Genomic DNA, 18,326 nt, shown 5'->3' with positions numbered 1-18,326 from the left:
AAAGGAGGATTTATCATGGGGATATTATTGCGTAAAGCCATTGAGAAAAAAAGGAATTTCCTGATCAATAAGTTGATTAGCAAGGGAGTTTATAAAAAGAATGACATCCATCTATTTGAATTGACCTTAACCGATTTAGAGAATGAATATATTAAAATAAGCAAAATCGAAGAGAAGGAATCCGCCGATCATTCCCCCTGTCTAGGGATACATTTCATATAATATCAGAATAAAAGGAGAGGGTGAAATGAGGAAGGGTGTGGAAGGAAGGCGGAAGGAATTAATTTATAAACTTATGATCCATACTGTAAATAAAACGGTGGAACAGCTTATGAAGTTAACCTTGAAAGAATTGGAAACGGAATATAAAAAGGTTCAAAATGACTGTCACCCCCATAGTGATGCGGGTTCCATACATTGGATCCATACAAAACGGCAGTAGGGTGAATGTGGAACCTTAATTCACCATAAAAAATTTCATCATTTTGCTAACGGCTGCTTGTGCTGATTCTGCATGATATTTTGAATGGTAAGGATCGCTGAATCCGTGTCCCCCCATGAATTTATGAACTTCGACATCCTTACTTTCTAAAGCTGAAATTAACTCGTCGACATTAAATGATGGCTCTTCTAATGGGAAAAATAGCAGTGCAGGGCATCGTGGCGCCAATTCTGCATAATTCCTAATACGCGAACCGTAGTAACCAACAATTCCATCGACACACTCTTCCTCACTGCACAGCCAAGCTACAGTTGCCCCTGCACTGAATCCAAGAATGAAAATCTTTTGGTATGCATCTTTTATATCCGACACTATATCCTTTATCTTATATAAAGCACCCGTGAAACCCACGTTCTCCATAAAATGCCGATAAGCAGCTTCCTCTTGGGAATAATCAAATGGCGTCTCACGTTCTAACAAATCCGGACAGATCACATCAAAACCCTGTTTTGATAATAACTCACAAAAACCCTGCATATGTCGGTTCAGGCCATATATTTCGTGAATGACAATGATGACAGTATCGGACTTTTTCTGTATGTTCAGCATGTATAACCTCCTAAAACTGTGTAAAAATTAAAAACTAGATAGATAAAAGCCAACCAATTCTTTTCATCCTTAACTATTACAAATCATAAGTACATTACCATCAGGATCTTGAAAGTTAAAATAAGCAAAGTCTCCAATACGCTCTATTTCTTTAACAATACGTATGTTATTACCCTTAATGAATTTATAGGCTTCGTCTATATCCTTTACGTAGAAATTAAACAATACATTGTTGCATGGTTCGAATCTATAATCAGGATCTAATGTATGGTCATCTAACGTTAATCCAGTTTCATATGTTATAGGAATATTGTAAACAGGCGATTCTACAGAATCACTATTATGAGGAATGCCAAGGAGATTACTATACCATCCAACTGATTTTTTTAAATCTTTAACATGAATGAAAACATTGTTAACTTTAGGGTAAATAGGAGAATTTATTGATTTCATACTTTTCCACCTTTCGTTAACCTTACCTAAGAATTCACGAATCTCGATAAAAAACCTTTTTTAATCATTGAGTAGACTCCATATTCAACAGCTGCACAGAAACGCCCATTTTTTTTAATATGTGTCAGCCTTTTCCCCATTATAATAGATAAAGAAAAGGTTGTTTAAGACAGCCCTTATCGTTAGCTATTCCAAATGCGTAGTACTATTTGAAAATCTTATAAGTTTGTATGGATGATCAGTATACTCAAGAAGATGTATTCCTGTATTATCAGAATTGAACCATACATCATTAATTGCGGGTGGTAATTGAAGAAAGCTTTCAATTATTTTAGTAATCATCCCTCCGTGGGATATAATGGCGATTCGTTTATAATTAGCACTGTTCTCTCTAATATAAGCGAGTACATTTTGAGCTCGTAATCTAAAATCTAAATTATTCTCCCTATCCTGCATCTCTCGTAAATCTTCCAGAAGTGTGACTGGACATTTGATAGTATTTGATAAAGTTTCGGCAGTTTTACTAGCACGAAGCAAGGTGCTTGACCATATAAGTTCTGGTGGAAACTCAACGGATACCCGTCTGCACATTTTTTCTACTTGTTTAACTCCCTTAACAGTTAGTGGTAAGTCAGTAGTTCCTTTGTAATTTTCTTCTAGAAAATCGTCTTCTGACTCACCATGCCGAATTAATAATATCTGCAAGATATCACCTCAATTTTGTTTATTTATCCCAATTTATAATTCTACTCAACTTTAATAAAACCTTTAAAAGAATAAAAATTGAGCTATTAGTTATATCTTTAAACTCTACATTAATGTTATAAGGTCGTATCATGCCCTTTTTCACACGTTTATTTGATTGTGGTGCTGTTAACAAGTAAGCTTCAGCACTCCTGAAGATAAGTTAACCCTTGAAATAGCAAAACAACCACGTGACAAAATTGTAAGACGGCAGCTTAAACTGTTAGGAAGAACGATGGCGATATATTTCCTTTCTCTTTAATATGTAAGAAAAAGAGGAAGGTTGGGTATGAAATGGACTTTTTTGAGTTGAATACCAATCTATTCAGAATGATCAATGACTTAGGGAAACAGTACGATTATTTAAACCCTTCTGCCATTTTCATTGCCGAGTACATGGTATTTTTATTAGCTTTGGCAGTCATCTTAATATGGTTCACTCGAAATGAACAGAGTAGGATGATGGTTGTTTGTGGGCTGATTACATTTGTAATAGCTGAAATGATGGGAAAAATGGCAGGGAGATTACATTCGAATAATCAGCCATTTGCCGAATTGGCCAATGTTAATCAGTTAATTGAAAAAGCAGTGGATAATTCATTTCCAAGCGACCATACGATCTTGTTTTTCTCGTTTTGTGTATCGTTTTGGCTTTTCAAAAGAGGATGGTGGTTATTATGGATCATGTTGGCTTTCCTTGTTGGCATTTCCCGTATTTGGGTAGGTGTCCACTTTCCGGCGGATGTGCTGGCAGGAGCAATACTGAGCACCATTTCAGGATTGGCGGTTTACCTTGTTGTTCCTAAAATAAGCGTGATTCATAAATTATTAGGGGGATATGAGAGGTATGAAGAAATGGTTCTATCCCCGTTAACTAAATCGAAGGAAAAAAAATCAAAGGATTTGTAAGCGAAAACAGGGTTGCTAAGGCAGCCTTTTTTTATAATACAAAAATATCCATATGATGATCCTGATGGTAAAATTATGTGAAAGCAATCCATCGCAATGGGGGACTTAATATTGATTGATATCCAAGAAATCAAAGACATTATCAGGCATCGCTATCCATTTCTTTTAGTTGATAGAGTTTTGGAACTGGAAGAAGGAAAGAGGGCGGTGGCCATTAAAAACGTCACGGCAAATGAAGAGTTTTTTTCTGGTCACTTTCCCGATTACCCAGTGATGCCAGGTGTGTTGATCGTAGAGGCATTAGCACAGGTAAGTGCTGTTGTCATGCTTACAAAAGAAGAAAATAAAGGGCGGATCGGGCTTTTGGCCGGGATCGATGGATGCCGTTTTAAAAGGCAAGTAAAACCAGGGGACCAATTACGTTTAGAAGTGGAGATTACTCGCTTGAAAGGTCCTATCGGTAAAGGCACAGGAAGGGCTACTGTCGAGGGGGAAACTGTATGCGAGACAGAGCTCATTTTTGCTTTTGGTGATTGATGATGATACCGATAAAAAAAGCTTACGGGTATGTGACAAGAATTAATAATGGAGAAACACAGGTATTGTTTTTTCAACATCCCATTAAGGAAGCCGGTATACAGATACCCAAGGGAACGGTGAAGCCTCAAGAAGATGCTTACCAAGCAGTGATTAGGGAAATGAAAGAAGAAACAGGTCTGGAAAACTTTCATGTGGAGAAATTAATAACAGAAGATTTTTGGGAGAACGTCGATGGTGCCATACATAATAGATATTTTTATCAAATAAGTGTTTCGAATGTTCCTGATGAATGGGACCATCAGCCGACGGGTGGAGGAGATGAAGCGGGGCTGACATTTCATTTCTTCTGGATTTCATCCGAACATGAAGTGCAACTTATCAAAGGGCATGGAGATTATTTAAACCGGATATTTACCTAACCTGCAGTTTATCACAGCCGGCCAAGATCATTATTGATCTTGGCCGGCTGTTTTTTAATGATCAGGTTTGTTTCTCGGTAATGAAAGCTTTTACGGTTGGCGGTTCATATGTAATGAATTGATCAAGAAGTCCATTAGGTTCAACATCTACCAGCGCCATGGAACGGAATTTTTCATGCAGGAACTGTTCGTCGGCCATATGGTTGAATAAAGCGACCAAGGGATCATAATAGTGATTGATATTTAAGAGTCCGCAAGGTTTTTGATGAAGACCAAGCTGAGCCCAAGTGAAAATCTCAAAGAATTCTTCCAATGTTCCAGGCCCGCCTGGCAAAGCCATGAACCCATCTGCAAGCTCAGCCATTTTTGCTTTTCTTTCATGCATGGATTCCACGACGATCAGCTCGGTTAAGTTCTTATGTGCTATTTCCTTTTTTTCTAGGAAATCCGGCATTACGCCAATTACATTTCCGCCTGCTTCCAAGACGGAATCTGCAACTGCACCCATGATTCCTACACTTGATCCTCCATAAACTAGGGTAATCTTACGTTTTGCCAGTTCTTCACCCAGTTTTTTAGCCTCTTCTACATAGACAGCAGATGCACCTTTGCTTGATCCACAAAATACAGCTAGACTTTTCAAAATATCACATCTCCCATTTAGTAATCTTGCTTTCTTATCATACAAAATTATAGGGGATTTGTTAAACTTGAATGATAAAAAAGGAAGGGTGGATGGATATGGACGTCACTGAATTTCAACAATGGGTAAAAGATTATTATGAAGCACGGGGATGGTCAGAATTGGACATTTTCATTCGCATTGGCTTTTTGGCAGAAGAAACTGGAGAGGTTGCACGAGCCATTCGCTCCCTTGAGATCGGCAGGGATAGACCTGATGAAGTTATTGGTTCGTTTGAAGAGAACATGCAGGAACTAACCGAAGAATTGGGAGATGTGTTAGGAAACTTGATTGTCATTGCGAACAAATACAATATCCCCTTGGAAGAAGTGTTCAATGCCCATAAAAAGAAACTATCTGAACGCTATAATCAAGCATAAGTTTCTTTTCGTGTGAACAAAAAGTTTGCCCACATAATTTCAGTAAACCTGTGAAAGAGCTGTGACTATCAGCTCTTTTTCTTATGGGTCAAACGATAGTTTATCATCCCATTTTATTCCTTAAAAAGAAATGATTTCAGCCTTTTATCACCCTCCATTAATAAAGAATTCACAAAATATGGGTAGTATGCACGATTGAGATTGGATTTTATTGGGTATACACTTGGATTAAAGGAATGAACGTTCATTCCGCATCTTTTGAAAAAAGGGGGGATCATTATGATCACGGCAGCAAATAAACGAGACAGTATAGTAAAAAGCGCTTTAGTGCTTTTCGCAGAACGGGGATATGATGCGACGACGATTCCGATGATTGCTGCTTCGGCAGGAGTTGGAGCGGGTACCATTTATCGTTATTTCGAGAATAAGGAAGTGCTGGGCAACAAGATCTTTCAAGAGTACTTGGATATTTTCACTGAAACGGTCAAGAATGGATTTCCTCATGATGATTCAATTCGCACGCAGTTTCACCATATTTTTAAAACGATGGTTCACTTTACAACCGAGCAGGACCAAGCTCTTTATTTTATTAAAATCCATAGTGGGGCCCATTTTTTAAATGAAGATAGTCATGCCAGCTTTCAAGGGCTATTGAATATATTCAAAAACTTCTTTGATTCAGGAAAAGAGAAAAAAGAAATTAAGGAGCTTCCTTCTTCAGCTTTGATTGCCATCATTTACGGAGCTTTTCTTGAGCTTGAGCGACTTGTTCGCATCGGGGAGTTAGAACCTGACCCAAAACTTTTGGCAGATGTGGAAGAAAGCTTTTGGGATGCAGTGCGATTGCACGTTTGAGACACTTTCAATATAAACGGAATGAACATTCATTCCGAAATTTAACTATCGTAAAGAGGTGCTAATAAAATGGAAAATACAACTCAGTTTCCACAGCCAAAGACATATGGCCCCCTAGGCAGCCTGCCTATCATTGATAAGGATAAGCCGCTTCAGTCTTTCATGAAGCTGGCACGGGAACTTGGGCCGATTTTTCAGTTTCAATTTCCGGGTCGAATCACTACATTCGTCTCCAGTGCTGCCCTCGCTAAAGAAATATGTGATGAAACAAGGTTTGATAAGAAAGTCGGTCCAGCCCTGCAGAAAGTGAGGGCGTTTGGCGGTGATGGTCTCTTCACAAGTGAAACGAAGGAACCGAATTGGAAAAAGGCCCATAACATCCTGCTGCCCAGCTTTAGCCAGCAGGCAATGAAGGGCTATCATGCTAAAATGGTGGATCTTACTACCCAACTCATTCAAAAATGGGCTCGCCTGAATCCGGCTGATGAGATAGATGTTCCTGAAGATATGACACGATTGACCTTGGATACGATCGGACTATGCGGGTTCAATTTCCGCTTTAACAGTTTTTATCGGGAGACCACCCATCCATTCGTCAACAGTATGGTGCGTGCGTTGGATGAAGCGATGAGCCAAACGCAGCGGCTTGGCATCCAAGATAAACTGATGATCAAATCTAAAAAACAATTCAGGGAAGACATTCAATATATGTTCTCTCTAGTGGATGAATTGATTGCCGAACGAAAACAAAATGGTGATCACGGAGAAGATGACCTTCTTTCCCATATGTTGAAAGGAGTCGATCCTGAAACGGGTGCATCACTGGATGATGAAAATATTCGTTTCCAAATCATTACCTTTTTAATAGCTGGGCATGAAACGACGAGCGGTCTCCTATCGTTCGCCATCTATTTCCTCATGAATAACAGAGACAAGTTAAAAAAAGCGCAGCAGGAAGTAGATGAAGTGCTTGGTGATGATGTTCCTGAGTATAAACAAGTGAAAAAGCTGAAATATGTCCGGATGGTGCTGAATGAAACGCTTCGTCTGTGGCCGACAGCTCCGTCGTTTTCCGTATATGCAAAAGAAGATACCATGCTGGATGGAAAATACAATGTGAAGAAAGATGATGTGTTCTCGCTGCTCATTCCCGAGCTTCACCGTGATCCATCCGTTTGGGGTGATGACGTTGAATCGTTCATTCCTGAGCGGTTCGAGGATTTGGATTCCATCCCTTATCATGCGTATAAACCGTTTGGAAACGGGCAGCGCGCCTGTATCGGACAGCAGTTTGCCCTTCATGAAGCGACACTGGTGCTTGGCATGGTTTTACAGCACTTTGACCTGATCGATCATGAAGAATATCAATTGGAAGTTAAAGAAACATTGACTCTTAAACCGGACGGATTGACCATGCGCGTTTCACCGAGGAAGCCGGCGATGTCGTTTACCGTTGCTTCTTCAGAACCAAAGTCTCCGGAAAAAGGTGCCGCGGTATCTCCAACCGAATCAGTACATGGAACACCATTACTCGTCCTGTTTGGATCAAACATGGGAACAGCGGAAGGGATTGCTCGCGACCTTGCCGAAACAGGGAAGCGGCAAGGCTTCCATGCCGAGGTTGCCCCTTTAAATGATTACACCGATCGGCTTCCAAAAGAGGGAGCTGTTCTCATAGTCTCGGCATCTTATAATGGAAATCCCCCTGATAATGCAGGTGACTTCGTTTCATGGCTAAAGGAAAGCCATGGTGACACATTGGATGGTGTTCACTATGCGATCTTCGGCTGCGGGGACCGCAATTGGGCCAATACGTACCAACGCATTCCAATCTTCATTGATGAGCAGCTGGAACAAAAAGGAGCAGTGCGGCTGTCAGAAACAGGCTATGGGGATGCAAGCGATGACTTTGAAGGGGATTACGAGAAATGGTCAGAAGCCCTTTGGCCGAATCTTGCCGAAGCCCTGAACATTGAAGTGAATAAGAATGATCGGGAAGTCAGCTCGATTACGATGAACTTCGTAAGTGATGTGAGCGGCACACCGCTTGCCCGCACCCATCATGCGTTTACATCCATTGTAAAAAGGAATACTGAATTACAGCATGAAAATAGCGGAAGAAGTACACGGCATATAGAATTAACGCTGCCAGAGGGAATACATTATCAGGAAGGCGATCATCTCGGGGTGCTTCCGCAAAATCCAGCGGAACTTGTTGAGCGAGTGCTCAGTCGATTTAACCTAAACGGCCAAGATTACGTGAATCTGACTGGGGATTCCGGAAAAGCAGCCCATCTTCCTACAGGAAAACCGGTAAAATTGGAAGAGTTACTATCAAACCATGTGGAGTTCCAAGAACCCGCCACCCGGTCTCAAATACGGGCGCTTGCCACTCATACGGTATGTCCTCCACATGTAAAAGAACTTGAAGATCTTCTATTGGATAATACCTATAAACAAGAGATCCTGAACAAGCGCGTAACCATGCTTGACCTAATCGAAAAGTATCTTGCATGTGAAATCCCGTTTGAACGTTTCCTGGCTTTACTGCCACCTTTAAAAGCAAGATACTACTCCATCTCAAGCTCACCACTCCACAACGAAGGAGAAGCAAGCATCACCGTAAGCGTCGTCCGTGGAGAAGCTTTGAGCGGCAACGGGGAATACAAAGGAATTGCATCGAATTATTTGGCAGAACGCTCCCAAGGAGACAAAATAGCCTGCTTTATCAATACGCCGCAATCCAACTTCCAGCTGCCAAAGCAAACAGGAAAACCAATCATCATGATCGGCCCTGGAACAGGCATTGCACCATTCAGGGGATTCATACAATCACGTCGCGCTTTAAAAGAAAAAGGTGAAACGCTAGGGACGGCCCACCTCTACTTTGGATGCCGTAATCCGGAACACGATTTCCTCTATCAAGAAGAACTCGTCCAAGCCGAACAAGAGGGCCTTGTAACACTGCACACCGCTTACTCCAGATGTCCCGGTCAAGAAAAAACATATGTCCAGAACCGATTGGCGGAAAACGCCCATGACATCCTTCCTTTATTAAAAGAAGAAGGAGGACACCTATACATCTGCGGAGACGGAAGCAAAATGGCGCCAGATGTTGAAAGAACCATAATTGACAGCTATATGCATATCTATCAAACACAGAGAGAAGAAGCCACAGAATGGCTGCAATCATTAGAGGAGAATGGCAGATATGCGAAAGATGTTTGGGCAGGAGCATAAATAAGAAGAGCAGCGATCCTTAAAGGAATCGCTGCTTTCTTTATGAAAACACGAACTCACGAGTAAAACAGCGAAACTCACGAGTAAAGCCCTAATTCACGAGTAAAACAGCAAAACTCACGTAAATCCCGAATTCACGAGTAAAACAGGAAAACTCACGAGTAAAGCCCTAATTCACGAGTAAAACAGCAAAACTCACGAGTAAATAGTGCAAATTCACGAGTAAATCGCTTGAATTCACGAGTAAATCGCTCAAACTCACGAGTAAAACAGCGAAACTCATTAAAAAAGTGCAAATACATGAGTAAATAGCGGAAATCTCGAATATATCACTCAAACTTTCGAATATATCGCCCAAAATCTTGAATATATCGATCAAACTCTAAATATATCAATCAAACTCACGTATATATCGCTCAAACCTGAATGATGACGGAGAGCGTTTACGGATTCTATATTCATTGTTAGAATTTGAGAATGTGTTAATACTTTGGAGGCAGTGGAAGTGAGGGATGTTTGGTCAAGATCCTTCTTACTATATATGTATTAAGTATTTTTTGCTTTACTCTGCTTAACCAGCTTAGTCATGATGTGGCAAGAACTAACGATAAAGGGGTTCTTTTTAAAATGTTTAAGTATACTGTTTGTTTTGTAAAGAAGAATAATGAACTTCTTATGCTTAACCGGGAGAAAGCTCCAATTATGGGTGTCTGGAATGGGGTGGGTGGGAAAATCGAGAAAGGTGAAACACCTGATATGGGTGCGCAGCGTGAGGTATTTGAGGAAACGGGAATAGAGGTAGAGTCCTTTTTTTCTAAAGGAACCGTAACGTGGGAGACTCCAGAAGGTGAATTGGATGGAATATATGTATATTTGTATATGGCGGATAAGGATTTAATTTTTGAAACACCGAAAAAAACGCGGGAAGGCATTCTTGATTGGAAGTCCATTGATTGGATACTTCATCCGCTAAATCTCGGAATTGCTGAGATGGTTTCACAGTACTTACCGGTTTTATTGAAAAAAGAAGGAAACTATACATTCACTTACAAAAATGGTCAAATGCATAGATCTTGAAAAACCACCTTACTCATTCTCGAATCTCGTACCCTTTTGAAACTTGAATCCTTAAAGGCGAAATTCATCAGAATAATAGTTGCTTTATTCCTATCAGCTAATTACCGGAAGTGTTGGGTTGTTATTCTATGTTGTTTCCATACTGGGTTTCTTAATGGACTAACAAGGTTAGTTCAATAACTAGGTTGTTTACGGCACCCTTGCAATTAAAGGGGAAGGTTAAAATAAAAAGTTGAAGAATATATAGAATGAACGGGAGGTGTATGAAAATGAAGATAATGGAACTGCCAATTGAATTTGAATTTAATGGACAAAAAAATCATATTAATCCTAGCTTGATTATTTCAAAGGATGAACTAACCTTGGTCGATACAGGGTATCCAAATTTTTTACCTTTCATTGAAAATGAATTTTTAAAAAATGGTTATGACATGAAGAAGTTAAAGAATATTATCATTACTCATTATGATATTGATCATATAGGCTCCTTATATGATTTCAAGGAAAAGTATCACCACATTAACCTGATCGCAAGTGAAGTGGAGTCAAAATATATTAGTGGTGAAATGAAGTCAGAGAGATTGGTTCAGGCCGAAGAAATGCTGGAAAATATGCCAATTCAAGAAATCGAATTCGGGAAATGGTTTATCCAACAATTAAAGAATTTAAAGCATGTTTCAATTGATGAAAAGGTACATGATGGTGATTGGATTTTGGATAACGAATGTAGAGTAGTAGCAACACCGGGACATACTTCAGGTCATATTTCATTATATTTTCCACGTTTAAAAAGTGTAATAGCAGGTGATGCAGCTGTTATAGAGAATAATGAATTGCTCATTGCTAATCCGCACTTTTGTTTAAATGTCGAGAAAGCAGAACAGTCTTTAAGAAAGATTAAGGATCTAAAAGCTGAAAACTACTACTGTTACCATGGCGGGACATTCACTTTATAAATGGGTCCTTGCTTAACCTCTTTTTGTCCATATACTCGATAATTGAGTCTGTCTGCAATTATTAAAGAACGTTCGGAGTTGATTTCAGAAATCCGCTCCCTTTCCGCCGACTGTCTGCCAAGCCCCTTACCGCAAGCGGCTGCGGGATTTCGGCTAGCCAGTTATTCGGCAGGAGTGTCGCAAATTCTTCAATCTAATAAGGTTTCATTTTATATCGAAAAGTGAAAATTAATGAAGGATAAACGGGTCTTCATTTGAATGGTCCGGGGTGAGACCATTCCGGAGATTTGTAGACTAACTCGATAATAATCAAGTTGTCAAAACTTGAACATTTATTTCCACTCTAGGCATTCACTTTCGGCAGGTGCTCGCCCTCGGCACTTTTGCGCCTGGGGGAACTCCTTAATACTCGATTTTCTCGCAGGAGTCTCGACCCTTCCGATCCACAACTAGAATGTTTTTTTACTAGACTTAAATCAGCCTAAATACTGCTTTAATATTTCTAATCCTATTTTTAACTCATCGAATGAGTTTGTGGAAGAAAGGGCAATACGCAAATACATATCAGGAGTGGTCTGCCCGCTTTGAAAACGATTGGAATGAAATACCCGAATGCCGCGCCTTTTCAAATCGGTTTCCAGCTGTAACGCATCGTTATGCCCTTTAATTGGAAGCCAGCGATATAGACTGAGAGGATGTCCGACATCCTTTCTTAAGGGGAAATATTCCGAATAAATATCATTTGCAGTTTGTGCAAGCCGTTTCTTATGAGAAACAATTTCATGAGCCTTTCCTGATAGGATTAGCTCTGTGATGACCTCTGCATCAAAAGAAGAGGTCTTTACATTTATGTTGAAAATGGCCTGGGAAATTTTCTCGCGTAATGTTTCTCCATAAACCATATAGGCAACTCTTAATCCGGAACATATGGACTTAGAGGTGCCGCAAATATAAACGCTCTGTTCCGGAAGCAAATGGAACATCGGCTGCCGGTAGTCGGAGATAATGCCTGCCGTCAGAAATGCATGAATATCATCCTCAATCAAAATTAAACGATGCTTTCGGATTACCGCTGCCAATTCTTGCTTTCGTATATCCGACATCATGATTGTGGTCGGATTGTTGCAGGAGGGCATCAGAAATATCCCGTCAATATTTGTTTGACAGCATTGCTTTTCAAGTTCATCTGGCAGCATTCCAAACTGGTCCCCGTGAATGGGAACTAACTTAATATGAAACATCTTTGCCAGCTCGATAAAGTTTGAATAGGTATATAAGTCGGTTGCAATTCTATTACCAGGCTCAAACAAAGCAGCGAGGGCAACAGCCAATGCATTTTGGGCACCGGAAACGATTGCTATATGCTCTTGATCCGCGTGAATGCCGAAAGATTCCATCCAGTTTAGAGCTGCTGTTTTTTGATGTGGGATACCAGTCGGATCGTTGTAATTAAGCAGCTGCTCCAAATAACTTTTGTTCACGGTTTTTTGTAAAGTTTCTGAAACGATATCATTGGTTTGCTCAAAAGATGCTACAAAACCAAGATCGATGCTGTTTGCCGTTTTATCCGCGGAAATGGTTATGGAACGAGTGGCATTAGGAGCCACAAAGGTTCCGCTTCCCGTAACGGCATATATCAATCCCTTTACCTCGCACATTTTATAGGAACGGGTAATCGTAGTGAAATTTAAGTCAAGAAAATCTGCCAATTCTCGTTGGGGGGGCAACTTGGTTCCAGGTGCTAAAAAGCCATTTGTTATATCTTGTTCAAGTAATGATGCGAGAGATTTATAAAAAGGACGCTTTAATGCATTCTTATCAGGTTTCCAGGACATTGGATAATTGTCAAATGAATTTACTGGCATATTTCACCTCTCCTAGACTTATTCCATACAATCATATCATTTTTTGTATGGAATTCTAATATTGAAACGGTCGGCTTTAAAAGAATATAAGGTGATTAGCCTATCAGACTCCCCCATTTTACTGAAATGGGGGAATTTTATTTTAATTGTAATCCATACAATTAACTTGTTTTTTGTACGGATTTTGTATGTTAAGTTTAAATAAATTTAGCCATCAGGATGTGATTTATATGAAAAAACGAACTCAACTGATACCAGCATTTCGTGCGGCTTTTCCGTACACAGTGCCCATTTTGGCAGGCTTTTTATTTTTAGGCATAGCTTATGGGATCTTTATGAATTCATTAGGATTCAGCGCAATTTACCCGATATTGATGAGTCTAACGATATTTGCAGGATCGATGGAGTTTATTGCAGCCAATTTATTGCTTGTCGCGTTCAATCCGATTAACGCCCTTTTTCTAACCTTAATGGTGAATGCACGGCATTTGTTTTATGGCATATCCATGCTTGATAAATATAGGGGGACAGGTAAGAAAAAGCTGTATCTGATTTTTGGGCTTTGCGATGAGTCTTTTTCCATCAATTGTACCGTTGATGTACCGAAGGATGTGGATAAGGGCTGGTTCATGTTCTTCGTGACACTGCTCAACCATTGCTATTGGGTGATAGGAGCAGCGATTGGCGGCATCTTTGGCTCTTTTGTCAAATTCAATACAGAAGGACTCGATTTTGTTATGACGGCTCTCTTTGTCGTGATTTTCATTGAACAATGGATGAAAGAGAAAAACCATCATAGTGCTCTTGCTGGGCTTGGCCTGTCAGCTGTCTGCCTACTTATATTTGGCGGAAGCAACTTCATTATCCCTGCCATGTTTGCCATTTTGGGGTTACTATCCTTACTTAGGAAGCCGTTAGAGAAAGTTGAGGTGAGAACCATATGACAATGACTTTAACTCAGCAAATCATTACAATTGCGATGGTTGTTTTAGGCACAATGCTTACAAGGTTTCTTCCGTTCATCGTTTTCCCATCAGGAAAACCCACACCGAAGTATGTACAGTATCTCGGTAAAATGCTGCCATCCGCAGTAATTGGGCTTTTAATCATTTATTGTTTAAAGGATGTAAGCCTGCAATCCGGAAGTCATGGCATCCCTGAATTCATTGGGGTGGCGGTAGTTGCCCTGCTTCACATTTGGAAGAAAATGATGCTCCTCTCGATAGCAGGGGGAACGATTGTCTACATGATGCTGATTCAATTGGTTTTTTAAAGAGATAATGATCAGCACAGCCAACTCCCATCACAATTATTGATATCAATGGAATTGGAAGGGGCAGGTATAGGCCCGTGTAAAGGAAGTCAAACGAAACTATGGAACAGGATTTTATCGGATAGACGTCCTGCATGAGCAAAACCTGTTCGCAGCCATGGAGGCAGTGTCATACCGAAAAGATCATTATTTTATAGAACTTGATGAACAAAATTAAGCACTAATAGTTTATAAGCAGAGCTGTCTTTAAGGCAGCTTTTTCTTATGGCATTTTAGGGCAGGGTAGTTACATGCATTTCTTTATAAGTTATTGAAACATTAATCAATCCTCTTTCCAGCAATCCTGAAATGGGTCGGTTATTCTGAATCGCTGAAAAGGCTAGGCAGTGGGCATGCCTAGCCTTTTCATACTCAGGAAAGTTGTTGTGCAGGAGTAAACTTGTAGTTTCTTAGGGAAATCATTACCGAACTTACTATCAATGATAGTACACCCACGAATACCACGTATTGTGTACCCAGCTCTGATATGAATAATCCACCTGCTGCAGCACCAATTGTCGTTCCCAAGTTAACCGCTGTTAAAAATAGTCCATTAGCGAAATCAGGAGATTCGGGGGCTGAAGACATGATCCAGTATTGATTGATATTACCCCCTATACCAGCTAAAATCCCCCAAATTAATGTAAGGATAGCCATAGGTATGGTGAATTGTCCAAATAAGAATAATATGATGTAAACTGCTCCCAATGCAAAAGGGAAAATCACTACAGTTTTGTTCGCATTTTTAGTAAGCAGCTTCCCTGCCGCGATGTTTCCAATAATATTGGCACCACCGTAAATGAGTAACATTAAACTGATTGTATTAGAAGACATATTCGTGACAGTTTTCAGATACTCAGTAAGATAGCTATAAACTCCAAATACGGCTGAGTTCAATAAAATGACAGCGACAATGGAAAGCCATGTAATCGATTTTTTTAATACGGATAATTGCGCTCCGTAAGAAAGTTTTTCCTCAACAGGCATGGATGGTACAAAAAACAATGTAGCAAGAAATACAATCGCATTAACAATCGCAAAGAATGCCATCGCCATTTCAATCGAATCGGCATTAGCAATAAAACTTACGATGGGTACACCGACTACCATTCCAGCGGATACTCCGATAAAAACTTTAGAAACAGCTTTTGGGGCTTCTTTCTTGCTGACGGAGTCTGCCGCTACGGTAAAAGCCAATGAACAGTAAATCGGATGAAAAAAGGCTGGAACTATACGGGCAACTAATGCAAGGGTAAAGTTAGTTGTAAATATGGATACGATGTTCCCCAAAACGAAAACACCTAGCACAAGCAGCATGACCCTCTTCCGGTTCATCCCCGAAAATAATAACGGCATAGTTGGACCGGATACAGCTACAGCAAGGGCAAAAAGACTCACAAGCAATCCTGCTTTTGAGATGCTGACATGAAAGTGATTGGCCATGGAAGGCAAGATGCCGATTACCCCCATTTCAGTATTGATGATTCCGAAAACACCGATGGTTAATATAAAGATAAGTAAGTTATTTGGTTTAGTCATAAAATAGATTTCCTTCTTTCAGGAAAGTGTCATTTTCTGGTAGAGAAAAGGAGTCATCTTACATTTATCAATTAGGTCAACTTTTTCAATTGTAACGGTAAAATCACTATTGATATCTACTCCAGATTCAATTTTCCCTAGTTTAATAAGACCTATCCAAAGGCCTTGTAAAATAGCTGAATTCCATGCATTGCGTATGGAATTCAGACAAAAAAATGTGAGTCCCCGACAAGATTTGCAGGACTCACACAGTGGTTTCACTCAAAGTAACATTGGCACGAAAAGCTCGCTGCGATTCATACAGGCCTTATTTCTTCTTCAGATTTTCTTTGAAGAAGGACTCGAGCTTATCAAAGGGGATTAAATTCACCCGGTCGTACAGATCCACATGACCTGCGCCCGGAACAATGTAGAGTTCTTTCGGTTCGGCCGCCAAATTGTAGGCTTCTTCGCTGAACTCTCTGGAATGAGCGTTTTCACCCGTGATGAAAAGCATCGGACGAGGGGAAATGGTCTCAATGTCTTCGAATGGGTAAAAGTTCATGAACTTGACGTTACTGGTCAGAGTAGGGTGTGTCGTCCGTTCCGGCGATGTGCCCTTGGGAGTGAATTCACCTCTTGGAGTGCGGTAGAAGTCATAAAACTCACGTTCAATCGCCGTTGAGTTTTCATTCAGTTCATGTACTGTCCCACTGGTGTATTTGGTTTTACCGCCTGTGAACTCCACATAGCGTTGCTCTGCTGCCTCTTCGAGAATCTTCTTTCTCTGCTCAAGAGTCTGCGAGTGTTTAAGCCCGTTACGGTTGGCGGCACCCATGTCGTACATACTGACTGTCGCAATGGCTTTCATGCGCGGGTCGATCTTGGCTGCGCTGATGGCAAAGCTCCCGCTGCCGCAAACCCCGAGAACACCAATCCGATCTCTGTCAACAAATGGCCGGGTGCCTAGGAAATCCAACGCAGCACTGAAATCCTCGGCATAGATATCCGGCGAAACAGCGTTGCGGGGCTGACCCTCACTCTCTCCCCAGAAAGACAAATCCAAGGACAAAGTAACAAATCCCCGTTCAGCCATTTTAGTGGCATACAAATTCGCACTTTGTTCTTTTACTGCGCCCATAGGATGCCCGACAATGATCGCGGGATTTTTGGTGTTCTTCTTCAAACCTTTAGGTATAAAAAGGTTCCCTGCGACATTCATGTTGTATTGGTTTTTAAACTCAACCTTCTTCATGGTTACCTTGTTGCTTTTGTAAAAATTGTCTGCCCCATTGGACATATCCGGCGTATATGCAGCGTCAACGAAGGTCTTGGATGCAATGATGGTCATGGATAAAAGTAAGCCCAGTGCTATCATTGTGAGTACACGCCTGATAATCGTTTTTTTCTTCATTTTTAAAACAACACCCTTTCTTATTTTTGTTTTGAAAAAAATTCTTTTGTGACTATCATGGTGTACATTGCCCTCGTTCAAAAGGAAATCCTCATTGATTGATTAATCAACATCTGTTTATAATTATTAAATAGAAACAGGATGCTCTCAATGGTTAAATGAACGCAATTCGTTGATTACTCAACAAATCAATAAAAATTGTTGATTATTTTTAGGAAAGATTGGTGACCAAACCATGCCGAAAGTAGACAGAAGAATAACCAAAAGTCAAGAAGCCATTAAAAAGGCTCTCATTGAACTGATGTCCGAAAAAAGTTTTGATGACATTACCATTCAGCATATTGCAGACAGAGCAAATGTTAATCGAGGAACCATCTATCTACATTACTTAGATAAATTTGATCTATTAGATAAAATCATGGAAGAACATATAAACAATATGAGTAATTTTTGTGAATCGGCGACTGAAATGGATTATATAGAATCGACTGTACACTGTATGGAATATTTTAAGAGCAATTATTTATTCTTTTCGACGATGTTAGCGAGTGAAGGAGCTCCATATTTTCGCAGTCAGTTCCTTAAGTTCAATATCGAAGAGTTCAAGAAAGATGTGGACATAACAAAAGGGAAAAATGCCGATCAAAATGAAGATGTAATTGTTCAATTTGTTGCAAATGCATACGTAGGGGTAGTGGAATGGTGGTTAAAGAATGGAATGCCTTATCCACCTCGTGTCATGGCAGAAAAAGTGGGGGATTTGTTAGAGAGGATTGTATAACTAGCTAATGAGAGACTTACCTGGGATAGTTGTCTCTGTAAGAAAAGGGGTGTCTTTAAGGCATCTCTTTTTTTTATGGAACAAAAGGGATAGATTGGGGGTAGAAGGACTATTACAGGAATAGTGGAAT

Annotated in this window: 20 protein-coding genes; 13 read left to right on the top strand and 7 right to left on the bottom strand. The window is 40.2% G+C overall.

Annotated features, from left to right (window positions below):
* Positions 1-15: 15 nt before the first annotated feature.
* The gene (locus NYE65_RS07285; protein ID WP_340860239.1) at positions 16-222 is read left to right on the top strand and encodes a Fur-regulated basic protein FbpA; all 207 of its coding nucleotides are present in this window, start codon (positions 16-18) and stop codon (positions 220-222) included.
* Between the two features lie 25 nt (positions 223-247).
* Positions 248-442: a Fur-regulated basic protein FbpA gene (locus tag NYE65_RS07280; RefSeq protein WP_340860238.1), complete on the top strand. Its 195-nt coding sequence runs from the start codon at positions 248-250 to the stop codon at positions 440-442.
* 15 nt (positions 443-457) lie between these two features.
* Here the strand turns inward: NYE65_RS07280 and NYE65_RS07275 are convergent, their stop codons facing one another.
* The 3 genes from NYE65_RS07275 to NYE65_RS07265 all read right to left on the bottom strand — a co-directional run bounded on the left by NYE65_RS07275 (position 458) and on the right by NYE65_RS07265 (position 2,209).
* On the bottom strand, positions 458-1,051 hold the full coding sequence (locus tag NYE65_RS07275) for a dienelactone hydrolase family protein (RefSeq protein WP_262871375.1): 594 nt from the start codon (positions 1,049-1,051) through the stop codon (positions 458-460).
* Positions 1,052-1,120: 69 nt separating this feature from the next.
* Entirely contained in the window at positions 1,121-1,504 is a 384-nt protein-coding gene (locus NYE65_RS07270) for a VOC family protein (protein WP_340860236.1), read from the bottom strand.
* 186 nt (positions 1,505-1,690) lie between these two features.
* Complete coding sequence (locus NYE65_RS07265) at positions 1,691-2,209, bottom strand: histidine phosphatase family protein (RefSeq protein WP_268590174.1); 519 nt, start codon at positions 2,207-2,209, stop codon at positions 1,691-1,693.
* Positions 2,210-2,542: 333 nt separating this feature from the next.
* On the opposite strand from NYE65_RS07265, the gene NYE65_RS07260 reads away from it, so the two are divergent.
* From NYE65_RS07260 to NYE65_RS07250, 3 genes are all read left to right on the top strand, one after another.
* A complete protein-coding gene (locus NYE65_RS07260) occupies positions 2,543-3,157 on the top strand; it encodes an undecaprenyl-diphosphatase (RefSeq protein ID WP_340860233.1) in 615 nt (204 codons plus the stop codon).
* Between the two features lie 111 nt (positions 3,158-3,268).
* On the top strand, positions 3,269-3,694 hold the full coding sequence (fabZ, locus tag NYE65_RS07255) for a 3-hydroxyacyl-ACP dehydratase FabZ (RefSeq protein WP_063575217.1): 426 nt from the start codon (positions 3,269-3,271) through the stop codon (positions 3,692-3,694).
* Between the two features lie 2 nt (positions 3,695-3,696).
* Entirely contained in the window at positions 3,697-4,116 is a 420-nt protein-coding gene (locus NYE65_RS07250; protein ID WP_340860230.1) for an NUDIX hydrolase, read from the top strand.
* Positions 4,117-4,177: 61 nt separating this feature from the next.
* Here the strand turns inward: NYE65_RS07250 and NYE65_RS07245 are convergent, their stop codons facing one another.
* Positions 4,178-4,759 (bottom strand): LOG family protein, encoded by a 582-nt coding sequence (locus tag NYE65_RS07245; RefSeq protein ID WP_340860228.1) that lies wholly within the window; start codon positions 4,757-4,759, stop codon positions 4,178-4,180.
* 98 nt (positions 4,760-4,857) lie between these two features.
* Here NYE65_RS07245 and NYE65_RS07240 point away from each other — a divergent pair, with 98 nt between their 5' ends.
* The 5 genes from NYE65_RS07240 (at position 4,858) to NYE65_RS07220 (ending at position 11,306) form a co-directional block, all read left to right on the top strand.
* Complete coding sequence (locus NYE65_RS07240; RefSeq protein ID WP_340862101.1) at positions 4,858-5,178, top strand: MazG-like family protein; 321 nt, start codon at positions 4,858-4,860, stop codon at positions 5,176-5,178.
* A gap of 279 nt (positions 5,179-5,457) precedes the next feature.
* Positions 5,458-6,033, top strand: a complete 576-nt coding sequence (locus NYE65_RS07235) for a TetR/AcrR family transcriptional regulator (protein ID WP_034304153.1) — start codon at positions 5,458-5,460, stop codon at positions 6,031-6,033.
* A gap of 69 nt (positions 6,034-6,102) precedes the next feature.
* Positions 6,103-9,273, top strand: a complete 3,171-nt coding sequence (locus tag NYE65_RS07230; RefSeq protein WP_340860224.1) for a bifunctional cytochrome P450/NADPH--P450 reductase — start codon at positions 6,103-6,105, stop codon at positions 9,271-9,273.
* 627 nt (positions 9,274-9,900) lie between these two features.
* Positions 9,901-10,350, top strand: coding sequence for an NUDIX hydrolase (locus tag NYE65_RS07225; protein WP_340860222.1), 450 nt, complete (start codon positions 9,901-9,903; stop codon positions 10,348-10,350).
* Between the two features lie 269 nt (positions 10,351-10,619).
* A complete protein-coding gene (locus tag NYE65_RS07220) occupies positions 10,620-11,306 on the top strand; it encodes an MBL fold metallo-hydrolase (protein ID WP_340860221.1) in 687 nt (228 codons plus the stop codon).
* A 476-nt stretch (positions 11,307-11,782) separates the two neighbouring features.
* On the opposite strand, the gene NYE65_RS07215 is transcribed toward NYE65_RS07220, so the two are convergent.
* Positions 11,783-13,171, bottom strand: coding sequence for an aminotransferase-like domain-containing protein (locus NYE65_RS07215; RefSeq protein WP_053536227.1), 1,389 nt, complete (start codon positions 13,169-13,171; stop codon positions 11,783-11,785).
* Between the two features lie 188 nt (positions 13,172-13,359).
* Between NYE65_RS07215 and azlC the strand changes: the two genes are divergently transcribed.
* Both azlC and NYE65_RS07205 read left to right on the top strand, forming a co-directional pair.
* Complete coding sequence (gene azlC, locus NYE65_RS07210) at positions 13,360-14,115, top strand: azaleucine resistance protein AzlC (protein ID WP_328110838.1); 756 nt, start codon at positions 13,360-13,362, stop codon at positions 14,113-14,115.
* A complete protein-coding gene (locus NYE65_RS07205) occupies positions 14,112-14,444 on the top strand; it encodes a branched-chain amino acid transporter permease (protein WP_063575223.1) in 333 nt (110 codons plus the stop codon). Before azlC ends, NYE65_RS07205 begins: the two co-directional genes overlap by 4 nt.
* 411 nt (positions 14,445-14,855) lie before the next feature.
* Here NYE65_RS07205 and NYE65_RS07200 read toward each other — a convergent pair whose 3' ends face one another.
* Complete coding sequence (locus tag NYE65_RS07200) at positions 14,856-16,022, bottom strand: MFS transporter (RefSeq protein WP_340860218.1); 1,167 nt, start codon at positions 16,020-16,022, stop codon at positions 14,856-14,858.
* A gap of 307 nt (positions 16,023-16,329) precedes the next feature.
* Positions 16,330-17,415: an alpha/beta hydrolase gene (locus NYE65_RS07195; protein ID WP_340862100.1), complete on the bottom strand. Its 1,086-nt coding sequence runs from the start codon at positions 17,413-17,415 to the stop codon at positions 16,330-16,332.
* A gap of 235 nt (positions 17,416-17,650) precedes the next feature.
* Between NYE65_RS07195 and NYE65_RS07190 the strand changes: the two genes are divergently transcribed.
* On the top strand, positions 17,651-18,196 hold the full coding sequence (locus tag NYE65_RS07190; protein WP_134784139.1) for a TetR/AcrR family transcriptional regulator: 546 nt from the start codon (positions 17,651-17,653) through the stop codon (positions 18,194-18,196).
* Positions 18,197-18,326: the final 130 nt, after the last annotated feature.

Origin of the sequence: Peribacillus sp. FSL R5-0717, assembly GCF_038002945.1 — a bacterium.
Taxonomy (GTDB): Bacteria; Bacillota; Bacilli; order Bacillales; family DSM-1321; genus Peribacillus; species Peribacillus frigoritolerans.
This window is presented reverse-complemented; position numbering and strand designations above follow the sequence as displayed.